This window comes from Enterobacter sp. BWH64 (genome assembly GCF_001037645.1).
In the GTDB taxonomy this organism is placed as follows: Bacteria; Pseudomonadota; Gammaproteobacteria; order Enterobacterales; family Enterobacteriaceae; genus Enterobacter; species Enterobacter hormaechei_C.
Genome location: NZ_KQ089922.1, coordinates 2,339,187 through 2,353,203, shown reverse-complemented (window position 1 = coordinate 2,353,203; position 14,017 = coordinate 2,339,187). Strand labels below are relative to the sequence as shown.

At 54.6% G+C, this 14,017-nt stretch carries 14 protein-coding genes; 9 read left to right on the top strand and 5 right to left on the bottom strand.

Annotation, left to right across the window (positions count from 1 at the left end; genetic code table 11):
* The first annotated feature begins 26 nt into the window (after positions 1-26).
* Together hflD and purB are read left to right on the top strand one after the other, a co-directional pair.
* Complete coding sequence (hflD, locus tag SK50_RS11200) at positions 27-656, top strand: high frequency lysogenization protein HflD (RefSeq protein WP_006809213.1); 630 nt, start codon at positions 27-29, stop codon at positions 654-656.
* A gap of 19 nt (positions 657-675) precedes the next feature.
* Positions 676-2,046 (top strand): adenylosuccinate lyase, encoded by a 1,371-nt coding sequence (gene purB, locus SK50_RS11195; protein WP_023305884.1) that lies wholly within the window; start codon positions 676-678, stop codon positions 2,044-2,046.
* An 86-nt stretch (positions 2,047-2,132) separates the two neighbouring features.
* Here purB and SK50_RS11190 read toward each other — a convergent pair whose 3' ends face one another.
* Positions 2,133-2,525, bottom strand: a complete 393-nt coding sequence (locus tag SK50_RS11190) for a hypothetical protein (RefSeq protein WP_168928031.1) — start codon at positions 2,523-2,525, stop codon at positions 2,133-2,135.
* Between the two features lie 389 nt (positions 2,526-2,914).
* Here SK50_RS11190 and phoP point away from each other — a divergent pair, with 389 nt between their 5' ends.
* The 3 genes from phoP to SK50_RS11175 all read left to right on the top strand — a co-directional run bounded on the left by phoP (position 2,915) and on the right by SK50_RS11175 (position 6,263).
* A complete protein-coding gene (gene phoP / locus SK50_RS11185) occupies positions 2,915-3,586 on the top strand; it encodes a two-component system response regulator PhoP (protein ID WP_026094318.1) in 672 nt (223 codons plus the stop codon).
* Complete coding sequence (gene phoQ, locus SK50_RS11180) at positions 3,587-5,050, top strand: two-component system sensor histidine kinase PhoQ (RefSeq protein ID WP_015570801.1); 1,464 nt, start codon at positions 3,587-3,589, stop codon at positions 5,048-5,050.
* Between the two features lie 91 nt (positions 5,051-5,141).
* A complete protein-coding gene (locus SK50_RS11175) occupies positions 5,142-6,263 on the top strand; it encodes a ribosomal protein uL16 3-hydroxylase (RefSeq protein ID WP_017384706.1) in 1,122 nt (373 codons plus the stop codon).
* Positions 6,264-6,351: 88 nt separating this feature from the next.
* Here SK50_RS11175 and SK50_RS23695 read toward each other — a convergent pair whose 3' ends face one another.
* On the bottom strand, positions 6,352-6,843 hold the full coding sequence (locus SK50_RS23695) for an REP-associated tyrosine transposase (protein ID WP_017693623.1): 492 nt from the start codon (positions 6,841-6,843) through the stop codon (positions 6,352-6,354).
* 100 nt (positions 6,844-6,943) lie between these two features.
* Positions 6,944-8,167, bottom strand: a complete 1,224-nt coding sequence (pepT, locus tag SK50_RS11165; RefSeq protein WP_006809220.1) for a peptidase T — start codon at positions 8,165-8,167, stop codon at positions 6,944-6,946.
* 237 nt (positions 8,168-8,404) lie between these two features.
* On the opposite strand from pepT, the gene potA reads away from it, so the two are divergent.
* Genes potA through potD form a run of 4 tightly spaced genes read left to right on the top strand, consistent with a single transcriptional unit; the run spans position 8,405 to position 12,213 of the window.
* Complete coding sequence (potA, locus tag SK50_RS11155; protein ID WP_162837914.1) at positions 8,405-9,553, top strand: spermidine/putrescine ABC transporter ATP-binding protein PotA; 1,149 nt, start codon at positions 8,405-8,407, stop codon at positions 9,551-9,553.
* The gene (gene potB / locus SK50_RS11150) at positions 9,537-10,394 is read left to right on the top strand and encodes a spermidine/putrescine ABC transporter permease PotB (protein WP_017693625.1); all 858 of its coding nucleotides are present in this window, start codon (positions 9,537-9,539) and stop codon (positions 10,392-10,394) included. Before potA ends, potB begins: the two co-directional genes overlap by 17 nt.
* Positions 10,391-11,182, top strand: a complete 792-nt coding sequence (potC, locus tag SK50_RS11145) for a spermidine/putrescine ABC transporter permease PotC (RefSeq protein ID WP_015570805.1) — start codon at positions 10,391-10,393, stop codon at positions 11,180-11,182. The genes potB and potC overlap by 4 nt, the downstream gene beginning before the upstream one ends.
* Entirely contained in the window at positions 11,179-12,213 is a 1,035-nt protein-coding gene (gene potD, locus SK50_RS11140) for a spermidine/putrescine ABC transporter substrate-binding protein PotD (protein ID WP_045344131.1), read from the top strand. The genes potC and potD overlap by 4 nt, the downstream gene beginning before the upstream one ends.
* Positions 12,214-12,247: 34 nt before the next feature.
* On the opposite strand, the gene cobB is transcribed toward potD, so the two are convergent.
* Positions 12,248-13,069: a Sir2 family NAD+-dependent deacetylase gene (cobB, locus tag SK50_RS11135; RefSeq protein WP_048229411.1), complete on the bottom strand. Its 822-nt coding sequence runs from the start codon at positions 13,067-13,069 to the stop codon at positions 12,248-12,250.
* 14 nt (positions 13,070-13,083) lie between these two features.
* The gene (nagK, locus tag SK50_RS11130; protein WP_045344128.1) at positions 13,084-13,995 is read right to left on the bottom strand and encodes an N-acetylglucosamine kinase; all 912 of its coding nucleotides are present in this window, start codon (positions 13,993-13,995) and stop codon (positions 13,084-13,086) included.
* Positions 13,996-14,017: the final 22 nt, after the last annotated feature.

Genomic DNA, 14,017 nt, shown 5'->3' with positions numbered 1-14,017 from the left:
CCGTTTGCACACATAAAGGAGACCGTGTGGCGAAGAACTATTACGACATCACCCTGGCGCTGGCGGGAATTTGCCAGTCAGCCCGTCTGGTGCAACAGCTGGCGCATCAGGGTCATTGCGACGCTGATGCCCTGCACGTTTCACTCAACAGCGTTATCGATCTTAACCCAGGCTCCACGCTGGGCGTCTTTGGCGGCAGTGAAACCAATCTTCGTCTCGGTCTTGAAACTCTGCTCGGCGTGCTCAACGCCAGCAACCGTCAGGGGTTGAACGCGGAACTGACCCGCTACACCTTAAGCCTGATGGTACTGGAACGTAAGCTTAATGCGGCAAAAGGCGCAATGAATACCCTGGGCGACCGCATCGCCGGGCTACAGCGCCAGCTCGACCACTTTGACCTCCAGTCTGAGACCCTGCTCAGCGCGATGGCCGGTATCTACGTTGACGTGATTAGCCCGCTCGGCCCGCGTATTCAGGTCACCGGTTCGCCTGCCGTATTGCAAAGCCCACAGGTACAGGCGAAGGTACGCGCTTCGCTGCTGGCAGGCATCCGTGCCGCCGTGCTGTGGCAACAGGTCGGCGGTGGCCGCCTACAGTTAATGTTTTCTCGTCATCGCCTGACGACTCAGGCAAAACAAATTCTTGCTCATTGTTAACCTCCCGGAGTTGCGAATTATGGAATTATCCTCACTGACCGCCGTATCCCCTGTCGATGGACGCTACGGCGATAAAGTCAGCGCGCTGCGCGGGATCTTCAGCGAATATGGCCTGCTGAAGTTCCGTGTTCAGGTTGAAGTACGCTGGCTGCAAAAGCTGGCCGCCCAGACAGCAATCAAGGAAGTTCCTGCTTTTGACGCAAAGGCAAACGATTACCTTGATAAAATCGTTGCTGAGTTCAGCGAAGAAGATGCCGCGCGCATTAAAACCATCGAACGCACCACCAACCACGACGTGAAAGCGGTTGAATACTTCCTGAAAGAGAAAGTGGCAAGCGTCCCTGCCCTGCACGCGGTATCTGAATTTATTCACTTCGCCTGTACGTCTGAAGATATTAACAACCTGTCTCACGCACTGATGCTCTCTACCGCGCGGAAAGAGGTAGTACTCCCTTACTGGCGTAAAATCATTGATGCGGTGAAAGCGCTGTCCGTGGAATACCGCGACATTCCGCTGCTGTCCCGTACTCACGGCCAGCCAGCAACCCCATCCACCATGGGTAAAGAGATGGCGAACGTGGCGTACCGCATGGAACGCCAGTATCGTCAGTTGGAGCAGGTTGAGATCCTCGGCAAAATCAACGGCGCGGTGGGTAACTATAACGCCCACATCGCCGCGTACCCGGAAGTGGACTGGCACCAGTTCAGCGAAGAGTTTGTGACCTCTCTGGGGATCCAGTGGAACCCGTACACCACCCAGATTGAGCCGCACGACTACATCGCCGAGCTGTTTGACTGCATTGCGCGCTTCAACACCATCCTGATCGACTTCGATCGTGACGTATGGGGTTACATCGCCCTGAACCACTTCAAGCAGAAGACCATCGCCGGGGAAATCGGTTCGTCCACCATGCCGCACAAAGTGAACCCAATCGACTTTGAAAACTCCGAAGGTAACCTGGGTCTGGCGAATGCCGTGTTGCAGCATATGGCGAGCAAGCTGCCGGTATCTCGCTGGCAGCGTGATCTGACTGACTCCACGGTGCTGCGTAACCTGGGCGTAGGTATTGGCTACGCGCTGATCGCCTACCAGTCCACCCTGAAAGGTGTGAGCAAACTGGAAGTTAACCGCGACCGTCTGCTGGACGAGCTGGATCACAACTGGGAAGTGCTGGCGGAGCCGATTCAGACCGTGATGCGTCGTTACGGCATCGAAAAACCGTACGAGAAACTCAAAGAGCTGACCCGCGGTAAACGTGTTGATGCTGAAGGTATGAAACAGTTTATCGACGGTCTGGCGCTGCCAGAAGAAGAAAAAGCGCGCCTGAAAGAGATGACCCCGGCAAACTACATTGGCCGCGCCATTACTATGGTTGACGAGCTGAAGTAATCGCCCTTCCCCCTTTCCATCCGGAAAGGGGGCTGCTTTTCATCATCGAGCCGATGTTTTTACATTACATTCCCTGTTTGCCGTGATTAAAGCCTGCCGTCAGGCTGATTGTTAATTTTCGCTGTGGAATAACTTTCCGGTATATACCGTTTTAAGCCGAACGGGCACAGTTTGAACTGGCACGGGGTTTCAGCCGTGCACGGGCGATCCATTTCCTGTCGGTTGCCTGGACACGCGTTTTTCTGTTTGAACCCCATCCAGCCTATGGATGTAAAGGGCATTGCCTGCGCTATCCATACTCTGCGGCGCCGATCGTTAATCAGGATCCCCTGGTTTGAGGTGGTGATGATTTCACCTGTACGAACGTAATAATCTCCCTTTAACCACAGGATATAATTCAGGCCATACTGTGTTTCAACTTTGCAAAAAATGGTTCCGCTTTCCGGGCTCGCAATAGTCTCAACAACCTTCCATTCCATAAAATCCTCTTTACTCGCTATATTGCTGTTTTGTTGTGTAAAAATGCTGCTTTTCTGGCACATCTTATGCAAATCTAATTTCGCACCATAAAATAAGCGTAGACAAAGACAGACATAGTGAGAACATCCTTACAAAAAAAAGGGCAATCTTTACAAAACTGGTATGCCGTTCTGTCAAAAAGCGACTCGCCTTCAACAGTTCATAAACGGATGGCTGTTTTATCCGGATTGCGGAAGCTTGCGATAACAAGTCCGTTTATATTACCCGCGCCTGGCGTCATGCCCTCTGTGTTCGGAAGCATGAAAAAATCATTAATTTCATCGCGCTGGTGTCAACCTGAATAATCAGCGTTAAACTATTCATACCATTTATAAAGGGAGAAGTGATGATGCGCGTACTGGTTGTTGAGGATAACGCATTGCTACGTCATCACCTGAAAGTTCAACTTCAGGAGATGGGTCATCAGGTGGACGATGCTGAAGACGCAAAAGAGGCCGATTATTATCTCAATGAACACCTGCCGGACATCGCCATTGTCGATTTAGGGCTGCCGGATGAAGACGGATTGTCCCTTATCCGCCGCTGGCGTAGCCATGATGTTTCCCTGCCGGTGCTGGTGCTGACTGCCCGCGAAGGCTGGCAGGACAAGGTTGAAGTCCTGAGCGCTGGCGCGGATGACTACGTGACCAAACCCTTCCATATTGAAGAAGTCGCTGCGCGTATGCAGGCGCTGCTGCGCCGCAACAGCGGGCTGGCGTCACAGGTTATCTCTCTGCCGCCGTTCCAGGTGGACCTCTCTCGCCGCGAATTTTCTATTAATGATGAAGTGATCAAGCTGACCGCATTCGAATATACCATCATGGAAACGCTGATCCGTAACAACGGTAAAGTGGTGAGCAAAGATTCCCTTATGCTTCAGCTCTATCCGGATGCCGAGCTGCGCGAAAGCCACACCATTGACGTACTGATGGGTCGCCTGCGTAAAAAAATTCAGGCGCAGTACCCGCATGACGTGATCACCACCGTGCGTGGTCAGGGCTATCTGTTCGAATTACGCTAAATGAAAGGGATATTGCGCCACATTTTACCCCTTTCGCTGCGGGTTCGCTTTTTGCTGGCAACCGCCGCCGTCGTGCTGGTGCTGTCGCTCTCTTACGGGATGGTGGCGTTGGTCGGTTATAGCGTGAGCTTCGATAAAACCACCTTCCGCCTGCTTCGCGGCGAAAGTAACCTGTTTTATACCCTGGCGAAGTGGGAGAACAACCGAATCACCGTCGAGATGCCGGAAAACCTGAATCAGCAGAGCCCGACGCTGGCGCTGATCTATGATGAAAAAGGGAAATTGCTGTGGGCCCAGCGCGATGTCCCGTGGTTGAAAAAGCGCATCCGTCCGGAATGGCTGAAAACCAACGGTTTTCATGAAATAGAAGCCGACCTCAACTCCACCAGCAGCCTGCTGCGTGACGATCGCGCCTTACAGATCAAGCTTAATGAGATCCGTGCCGAAGATGACGACACGGAGATGACCCACTCTGTGGCCATCAACCTTTACCCCGCCACCCTGAACATGCCGCAGTTAACCATTGTGGTGATCGATACCATACCGGTTGAGCTGAAACGCTCGTATATGGTCTGGAACTGGTTTGTGTATGTTCTGGCTGCCAACCTGCTGCTGGTGATCCCTCTCCTGTGGGTTGCTGCATGGTGGAGCCTCCGCCCGATTGAATCCCTTGCCAAAGAGGTGCGCGAGCTGGAGGAACATCACCGCGAGAAGCTCAACCCGGAGACCACCCGTGAGCTGACCAGCCTGGTGCGCAACCTCAATCGACTGCTGAAAAGCGAACGTGAACGCTACGACAAGTATCGCACCACGCTCACCGACCTTACGCACAGCCTGAAAACCCCGCTGGCCGTGATGCAGAGTACCCTGCGTTCCATGCGCAGTTCGAAAATGAGCGTGGATGACGCCGAGCCGGTGATGCTGGAACAAATCAGCCGTATTTCACAGCAGATCGGCTATTACCTGCACCGCGCGAGCATGCGTTCCGGAAGCGCCCTGTTGAGCCGTGAACTGCACCCGGTAGCCCCGCTGCTGGATAACCTCACCTCTGCGCTGAACAAGGTGTACCAGCGTAAAGGGGTCAACATCAGTCTGGATATCTCACCGGAAATCAGCTTTGTCGGTGAGAAAAATGACTTTATGGAAGTGATGGGAAACCTGCTCGATAACGCCTGCAAATATTGTCTGGAGTTTGTCGAGGTATCCGCGCGGGTAACGGATAACGAACTGCATATTATCGTTGAGGATGATGGTCCTGGTATTCCCCGTAATAAACGCGAAGTGGTGTTCGATCGCGGCCAGCGCGCCGATACGCTGCGGCCAGGCCAGGGCGTCGGATTATCCGTCGCCAGGGAAATCGTCGATCAGTACGAGGGCAAGATTGAAACCGGTGAAAGTTTGCTGGGCGGTGCCCGTATGGAAGTCATTTTTGGCCGCCAGCATCCCGTATCGAACGATAGTTGACCCGAAATGTGAAAAATACGCGGATCTCGCAGTCAGGGGGCGGTGCTTCCGTTATAATCCGTCTCAGTAAGAGCCTGCGGAATACAAAAATATGGATTATCAATTAACGCTTAACTGGCCCGAATTTATTGAACGTTACTGGCAAAAACGCCCGGTCGTTCTTAAACGCGGGATCAGCAATTTTATCGACCCTATTTCTCCTGACGAACTCGCTGGTCTGGCGATGGAAAACGAGGTAGACAGCCGTCTGGTGAGCCACCAGGACGGGAAATGGCAGGTCAGCCACGGTCCCTTTGAAAGCTACGATCACCTGGGCGAAAACAACTGGTCTTTACTGGTGCAGGCGGTCAACAACTGGCACGAACCCACCGCAGCCTTAATGCGTCCCTTCCGCGCCCTGCCAGACTGGCGAATGGACGATCTGATGATCTCCTTCTCCGTTCCCGGTGGCGGCGTGGGTCCGCATCTGGATCAGTACGACGTGTTTATCATTCAGGGTACCGGGCGCCGTCGCTGGCGCGTGGGCGAAAAAGTGCCAATGAAGCAGCACTGCCCGCACCCGGATCTGCTTCAGGTTGATCCGTTTGAAGGGATCATTGATGAAGAGCTGGAGCCAGGTGACATTCTTTATATCCCACCGGGCTTCCCGCATGAAGGTTATTCCCTGGAAAACTCGCTGAACTATTCGGTTGGTTTCCGCGCGCCAAGCGGGCGCGAGATGATCAGCGGATTTGCTGACTATGTTTTACAGCGTGAGCTGGGCAGCTACCGTTACAGCGATCCGGACGTTCCGGCGCGTGAGCACCCGGCGGATATTCTGCCAGAGGAGCTGGATAAGCTGCGCGGGATGATGCTGGATCTGATCAACGAACCGGAGCACTTCAGACAGTGGTTTGGCGAGTTTATCAGCCAGTCGCGTCACGAACTGGACGTCGCACCGCCAGAGCCGCCGTATCAGGCAGATGAAATTTATGATGCGCTCCAGCAGGGCGATAAGCTGGTTCGTCTGGGCGGATTACGCGTACTGCGCATTGGCGAAGAAGTATTCGTCAACGGCGAGCGCCTGGACTCTCCGCATCGCCCGGCGCTGGAAGCGATTGCCAGCCATATGGTGCTGACTGCGGATACCTTTGGCGACGCACTGGACGATCCCTCCTTCCTCGCCATGCTGGCCGCGCTGGTGAACAGCGGGTACTGGTTTTTTGAGGACTGAGCCGCTTTAATGCCCGGTGACGCTGCGCTTACCGGGCCTACGATCGAAATGTAGGCCGGGTAAGGCGTAGCCGCCACCCGGCTTTGTTTTACTTCCGCTCCCCCGCCGCAAAATCCTCAATCTCACCCGCCCAGTCTGCCGGATATAACCCTTCCCGCACGTCCCGATGAAACGTTGAATATGGCCAGTCGACGACTTTCCCGACATAGCCATGCTTCAGCGGATTGATGTAGACGTAATCCATATACCGCCGGTAATCCTGCTCATTGCGAATAGTGTGCTCCCAGAAACGCGGTTGCCAGACGTGGCGCATTTCAATGTTGCGGCTAAACGTTTTTTTGATGTCGCGCCAGCGCGCTGAAAAGTCACTGTCTCCTTCCGGCAGGGTCCAGATACAGTGCATATGTTCAGGCAGGATAACCCAGGCGTTAATGGTAAAGGGCTTTGCACGCTTAACCGTGGCGGTAGCGGAACGCAGGCTGTCGATGTGGCGAGTAAGTAAATCGCTCTGGCGGTTTTGCAGATTGACGGTGAAAAACCAGGTCCCACCGGGGATGTAGTGGCGGCGGTAGTTTGACATTTGAACTCCCTGTTCATGTGCCGGGTGGCGGCTACGCCTTACCCGGCCTACAAAAGCCATTCCTGTAGGCCCGGTAAGCGAAGCGCCACCGGGCATTTTTTTACCGCTTCGCGGTTAACTCCGCTATCCGCACGATCACCTGCACCGCTTTCTCCATCCCTTCCAGCGTCACGAATTCATGCTTGCCGTGGTAGTTATATCCACCGGTAAACAGGTTCGGGCACGGCAGGCCCATAAACGACAGCTGTGAACCATCGGTACCGCCACGGATCGGTTTCATCACCGGCTCGATGTCACAATCGCGCATCGCCTGCTGGGCGATATCAAGAATATGCGGATGCTCCATCACCTTATCGCGCATATTGTAATAGCTGTCTTCGATGATGAGTTCAATATAGCAATCCGGATGTAGCCCCTTGCCGACCTTTTTCGCGATCTCCATCATCTTACGTTTGCGTGCTTCAAAGGCTTTGCGGTCGAAATCGCGGACAATATAGTGCATCTGCGCGCTGTCCACGGTCCCCTTGATGCTGGTCAGATGATAAAAACCCTCATACCCTTCCGTCATCTCCGGGCTCTCTTCGGCGGGCACTTCCGCATGAATACGCGCAGCCAGCGACAGCGCATTCACCATCACCCCTTTCGCAGACCCCGGGTGCACGTTATTCCCGACGATTTTGATCGTTACCGATGCCGCGTTAAAGTTTTCATACTCCAGTTCACCCACGCCGCCACCGTCGACGGTGTAGGCCCACTGCGCGTTAAACGCCTCAACGTCAAAGTGTTTTGCGCCTTTTCCAACCTCTTCATCCGGCGTGAAGGCCACGCGGATATCGCCATGTGGGATATTTTTGCCCTTCAGCACCGCCAGCGCCGTCATGATCTCGGCGATGCCCGCTTTGTCATCGGCCCCCAGCAAGGTTTTGCCGTCAGTGGTGATTAACGTCTGCCCCAGCAGCTGATGCAGTACCGGGAACATCACCGGCGACAGCACTTCGTCGCCAATGCCCAGCGCAATATCACCGCCGCGATAGTTTTCAACAATCTGCGGGTTTACGTGTTTACCGCTAAAATCAGGTGAGGTATCGACATGAGAAATAAAGCCAATTGCCGGGATATCGCCGTCAATATTCGCCGGTAGCGTTCCCATCACGGTCCCTTTTTCGCTGAGCGTGACATCAACCAGCCCCATGGCCTCCAGCTGCTCTTTCAGCAGATTTAGCAGCTTCCACTGGCCTTCGGTGCTTGGCACCTGTCGGACCCCCGGCTTAGATTGGGTATCCAGCGAAACGTAATGTAAGAAACGCTCAAGTAGTTTATCCATGCAGTCACCCTCACTTTTTGTGACAACATTATCATTAAGCAGCAAAACGCAAATATTGCGTCAGGTCACTTTTATCCCGCAAACGAGAACTTTTTACGTTTATATCGTTGTGCGTTAATAAATGTAGCTTATGAATAAGTGAGAAGGATTGGCGATTCAATGGGTTTGCCGTAGAATGTCCGCCCTCATTACGAGTCACCAAGGTGGTTACACACAAACCCCGCTTCAGTCTGCTGCCTGAGGCGTCTATATGGGACAGCGCGAAAATTGAATACACAACCCCGTTCCCTTTCACCGCTGGTGCAACTGGAACGAATTCGTAAAAGTTTCGATGGCAAAGATGTCATTTCCGACCTTAATCTGACCATCAATGACGGTGAGTTTCTCACGCTGCTCGGCCCCTCCGGCTGCGGCAAAACCACCGTCCTGCGCCTTATCGCCGGGCTGGAAAGCGTCGATAACGGCCATATCCATCTTGAGAACCAGGACATAACCCAGGTTCCAGCCGAAGATCGCCACGTCAATACCGTCTTTCAGAGCTATGCCCTGTTCCCGCACATGACCGTGTTTGAGAACGTGGCGTTTGGCCTGCGGATGCAAAAAACACCGGCCAGCGAGATCCCACCTCGGGTTACCGAAGCCCTGCGCATGGTACAGCTGGAGGCGTTCGCCCAGCGCAAGCCGCATCAACTTTCCGGTGGTCAGCAGCAGCGTGTGGCCATTGCCCGCGCCGTGGTCAACAAACCTCGCCTGCTCCTGCTGGATGAATCCCTCTCCGCGCTGGACTACAAGCTGCGCAAGCAGATGCAGAACGAGCTGAAAGCGCTTCAGCGTAAGCTCGGCATCACGTTCGTGTTTGTCACGCACGATCAGGAAGAAGCCCTGACCATGTCAGACCGTATCGTGGTGATGCGCGACGGCAAGATTGAGCAGGATGGCACCCCGCGTGAAATTTACGAAGAGCCGAAAAACCTGTTCGTCGCCAGCTTTATTGGCGAAATCAATATCTTTAACGCCACGGTGATCGAGCGTCTGGACGAGCAGCGCGTTCGCGCGAACGTGGAAGGCCGCGAATGCAATATTACCGTCAACTTTGCCGTCGAGAAGGGGCAAAAGCTCAACGTCCTGCTGCGCCCGGAAGATCTCCGCGTTGATGAGATCCACGACACGGCTGACGTCGAAGGTCTGATCGGTTACGTTCGCGAACGCAACTACAAAGGGATGACCCTCGAATCCGTTGTGGAACTGGAAAACGGCAAAATGGTGATGGTCAGCGAGTTCTTTAACGAGGACGATCCGGACTTCGACCACTCGCTGGATCAGAAAATGGTCATCAACTGGGTAGAAAGCTGGGAGGTTGTACTGGCTGATGAAGAACACAAGTAAGTTCCAGAATGTGGTGATTGCCACGATCGTCGGTTGGCTTGTGTTGTTTGTCTTTCTACCCAACCTGATGATCATCGTGACCAGCTTCCTGACCCGCGACGACGCGAACTTCGTCGCGATGGTCTTTACGCTGGACAACTACGCGCGCCTGCTCGATCCGCTCTATTTTGACGTGCTGCTGCACTCGCTCAATATGGCGCTGATTGCTACCCTCGCCTGTCTGGTGCTGGGGTATCCATTCGCCTGGTTCCTGGCCCGCCTGCCGCAAAAAGTACGGCCGCTGCTGCTGTTTTTACTGATTGTACCCTTCTGGACCAACTCGTTAATCCGCATCTACGGGCTGAAAATCTTCCTCAGCACCAAAGGTTATCTGAACGAGTTTCTGCTGTGGCTGGGGGTGATCGAGACGCCGATCCGCATCATGTTCACCCCGGGCGCGGTGATTGTCGGCCTGGTCTATATCCTGCTGCCGTTTATGGTGATGCCGCTCTACTCCAGCATTGAAAAGCTCGATAAACCGCTGCTGGAAGCGGCGAAAGACCTGGGCGCCAGTAAGTTACAAACCTTTGTCCGCATCATTATTCCGCTGACCATGCCGGGTATTATCGCCGGCTGTCTGCTGGTCATGCTGCCTGCGATGGGCCTGTTCTACGTATCGGACCTGATGGGCGGGGCGAAAAACCTGCTGATCGGTAACGTGATTAAGAGTCAGTTCCTGAATATCCGCGACTGGCCGTTCGGCTCGGCCACCAGCATAACGCTGACGGTGGTGATGGGACTGATGCTGCTGGTTTACTGGCGTGCATCACGCCTGCTGAATAAGAAGGTGGAGCTGGAATGATCGGTCGACTGCTTCGCGGCGGTTTTATGACCGCCATTTATGCGTATCTCTATATTCCGATAATCATTTTGATCGTGAACTCCTTTAACAGCTCACGCTTCGGGATCAACTGGCAAGGGTTTACCACCAAATGGTATGGCCTGCTGATGAACAATGACAGCCTGCTACAGGCCGCTCAGCACTCGCTGACGATGGCGGTATTTTCTGCCACCTTCGCGACGCTGATTGGCTCGCTGACCGCCGTGGCGCTGTACCGCTACCGTTTTCGCGGTAAGCCGTTCGTCAGTGGCATGCTGTTTGTGGTGATGATGTCCCCGGATATCGTGATGGCCATTTCACTGCTGGTGCTGTTTATGCTGCTGGGCGTCCAGCTCGGTTTCTGGTCGCTGCTGTTCTCGCATATCACCTTCTGTCTGCCGTTTGTGGTGGTAACCGTCTACGCGCGTCTGAAAGGGTTCGACGTACGCATGCTGGAAGCGGCGAAAGATCTGGGTGCGAGCGAGATGACCATTCTGCGCAAAATCATTCTGCCGCTGGCGATGCCCGCCGTGGCAGCAGGATGGCTGCTCAGCTTTACCCTGTCGATGGACGACGTGGTCGTGTCCTCCTTCGTCACCGGGCCGAGCTATGAAATTCTGCCGTTGAAGATCTACTCAATGGTTAAAGTCGGTGTTTCACCCGAAGTGAACGCGCTGGCGACTATTCTGTTGGTGTTATCGCTGGTTCTGGTAATTGCCAGCCAGGTTATTGCTCGTGATAAAACAAAATCTCAGGGGACACAGAAATGAAAAAAATGCTTGCCGCTGCGGCACTGGTGCTCGGAATGGGCTCCGCGCATGCTGATGACAGCAAAACGCTCTATTTCTACAACTGGACCGAGTATGTGCCGCCGGGCCTGCTGGAGCAGTTCACCAAAGAGACGGGCATCAAGGTGATCTATTCGACCTACGAGTCGAATGAAACCATGTACGCCAAGCTCAAAACCTATAAAGATGGCGCGTATGACCTGGTGGTGCCGTCGACCTATTTCGTCGACAAGATGCGCAAAGAAGGCATGATCCAGAAGATCGACAAAACGAAGCTAACCAATTTTTCAAACCTCGATCCTGAGATGCTAAACAAGCCGTTCGACCCGAACAACGACTACTCCATTCCGTACATCTGGGGCGCGACGGCAATTGGCGTCAACAGCGATGCCATTGATCCAAAAACGGTTTCATCCTGGGCTGACCTGTGGAAGCCGGAATACAAAAGCAGCCTGCTGTTAACCGACGATGCGCGCGAAGTGTTCCAGGTTGCGCTGCGTAAACTCGGCTATTCCGGTAACACCACCGATCCGAAAGAGATCGAAGCGGCGTATAACGAACTGAAAAAGCTGATGCCAAACGTGGCGGCGTTCAACTCGGACAACCCGGCTAACCCGTATATGGAAGGTGAAGTGAATCTGGGTATGGTCTGGAACGGCTCTGCGTTTGTGGCGCGTCAGGCCGGGACGCCGCTGGAGGTGGTCTGGCCGAAGGAGGGCGGCATCTTCTGGATGGACAGCCTCGCGATCCCGGCGAATGCGAAAAACGTCGAGGGCGCCCTGAAGCTGATCAATTTCCTGCTGCGCCCGGATGTGGCAAAAGAGGTGGCGGAAACCATCGGCTACCCGACGCCAAACCTGGCCGCGCGGAAGCTGCTCAGCCCTGAAGTGGCAAATGATAAATCGCTTTATCCGGACGCTGAAACCATCAGCAAAGGGGAATGGCAGAACGACGTCGGTGACGCGAGCCGCCTGTATGAAGAGTATTATCAGAAGCTAAAAGCAGGCCGTTAATGCATAACGGGCGACGCAATGTCGCCCGTTACTCTTACAGCCCCTTCAGGAGTTTATCCACAAAGGCTGGCACCACCTCGCTCGCCAGACCGTAATGTTTCTCTTCAAACTCGCTTCCGACCTGGCTTGGCTCCAGATTAAGCTCCACCGTATGGGCACCTTGCAGTCGCGCTTCGTGAACAAATCCTGCCGCCGGATAGACATGTCCTGAGGTACCAATGGCGATAAAGACGTCCGCCATAGCCAGGGCGCTGTAGATCTCATCCATTCCCAGCGGCATTTCGCCAAACCAGACCACATGCGGACGCAGACGCGAAGGGTACTGACAGCAGTGGCAGCGGTCTTCGTCCAGCACGTCCTCTTTCCAGTCCAGCACCTGACCACTCCATGCGCACCGCACCTTGAGCAGTTCGCCGTGCATGTGAATGATGTTGTGGTTTCCGGCCCTTTCGTGAAGATTGTCGATGTTCTGCGTGACCAGCAGAAAACGATCCCCCAGCGCTTCCTCCAGCTTTGCCAGCGCCAGGTGAGCCGCATTCGGCGCAATCTCCGGCTGCTGAAGCTGGCGACGGCGGGCGTTGTAGAACGCCTGCACCAGCGCCGGGTCGCGGGCGAAACCTTCCGGCGTCGCCACATCTTCAACTCGGTGTTCTTCCCACAGTCCGTCCGCCGCGCGGAAGGTCTGAATACCGGATTCGGCGGAGATCCCCGCCCCGGTCAACACCACCACTCTGGGTTTATCCATCGCTTCTGGCATCATCCTGTCTCTGAAAAAGATCCGCTGACGCAGGCGTTCACGTAAGCGGCGTTTATTTTTGCGAAAACGGCTGAGTCGACCCTGGCGACGCGACAGCATAATAACCTCGTAAACTAATCGGTGAGATGAAGGAATGCGGCTCCGCGCATGCCTCCTGCGTCCCCGTGTCGCGCACGCTCAATGCGCGGCACGCGGGCGACCGGCAATAAATGTCGGGGCAGACGCCCGGACAACTGTTCCGTAATCGCAGTGAAATTTGACAGCCCTCCCCCGATCACCAGCAGATCCGGATCGACGATGGTCAGGATATTCCCCAGGCACACGGCCAGCAGGTCGAGATAGCGTTCAACGTGCTCTCGCGCCTGCGCATCCCCTTGTTCCCACAGGGTAATGATTTGGGGGGCGTCATGTTTCTGATGATAGAAGTGTTCATAAAGCCATGCAAACCCACGGCCTGAAAGGTAACTCTCAATACAGCCGTGCTGACCACAACCGCAGCGGATCAACGGGAAATCACGTCCGACAACATCCAACGCATCCACCGGCAGACGGATATGACCAAATTCGCCGGTAATGTAGCTGCGCCCGGTAATGGGCTTACCGTTAATGACTATCCCGCCCCCCACGCCGGTTCCGAGGATCAGCCCCATCACCAGCGGATAGCGACGAAACTCGTCGTCCCAGGCCTCTGAGAGAGCAAAACAGTTGGCATCGTTGTCTAAGCGCACGTCGCGCTCAAGGAGAGCAGAGAGATCGGCACGCAGCGGTTTGCCGCTGGCGGCAGGAACGTTGGCGGCATACAGCGTGCCATCGTCGGTTTCGGGCATACCCGGAATACCAATGCCGACGCTGCCTATGACGCCAAAGCGTCCATCCGCTTGCGCCACCAGCGCGGCAATGGCGGTTAAAAATTCATCGTAGCTTTCGCGCGGCGTGGGTACGCGGGTTTCCCATTGTAGCTTAAGGTCTTTATCGAACACGCCGAGCGCAATCTTGGTGCCGCCAATATCAAATCCGTAATACATGATGCATTCCTCTGTTTGATTC

Coding starts and splice junctions, on each gene's coding strand:
- purB (WP_023305884.1), top strand. CDS start 676: ATGGAATTATCCTCACTGACCGCCGTATCCCCTGTCGATGGACGCTAC.
- SK50_RS11190 (WP_168928031.1), bottom strand. CDS start 2,525: ATGGAATGGAAGGTTGTTGAGACTATTGCGAGCCCGGAAAGCGGAACC.
- phoP (WP_026094318.1), top strand. CDS start 2,915: ATGCGCGTACTGGTTGTTGAGGATAACGCATTGCTACGTCATCACCTG.
- phoQ (WP_015570801.1), top strand. CDS start 3,587: ATGAAAGGGATATTGCGCCACATTTTACCCCTTTCGCTGCGGGTTCGC.
- SK50_RS11175 (WP_017384706.1), top strand. CDS start 5,142: ATGGATTATCAATTAACGCTTAACTGGCCCGAATTTATTGAACGTTAC.
- SK50_RS23695 (WP_017693623.1), bottom strand. CDS start 6,843: ATGTCAAACTACCGCCGCCACTACATCCCCGGTGGGACCTGGTTTTTC.
- pepT (WP_006809220.1), bottom strand. CDS start 8,167: ATGGATAAACTACTTGAGCGTTTCTTACATTACGTTTCGCTGGATACC.
- potB (WP_017693625.1), top strand. CDS start 9,537: ATGAAGAACACAAGTAAGTTCCAGAATGTGGTGATTGCCACGATCGTC.
- potC (WP_015570805.1), top strand. CDS start 10,391: ATGATCGGTCGACTGCTTCGCGGCGGTTTTATGACCGCCATTTATGCG.
- potD (WP_045344131.1), top strand. CDS start 11,179: ATGAAAAAAATGCTTGCCGCTGCGGCACTGGTGCTCGGAATGGGCTCC.
- cobB (WP_048229411.1), bottom strand. CDS start 13,069: ATGCTGTCGCGTCGCCAGGGTCGACTCAGCCGTTTTCGCAAAAATAAA.
- nagK (WP_045344128.1), bottom strand. CDS start 13,995: ATGTATTACGGATTTGATATTGGCGGCACCAAGATTGCGCTCGGCGTG.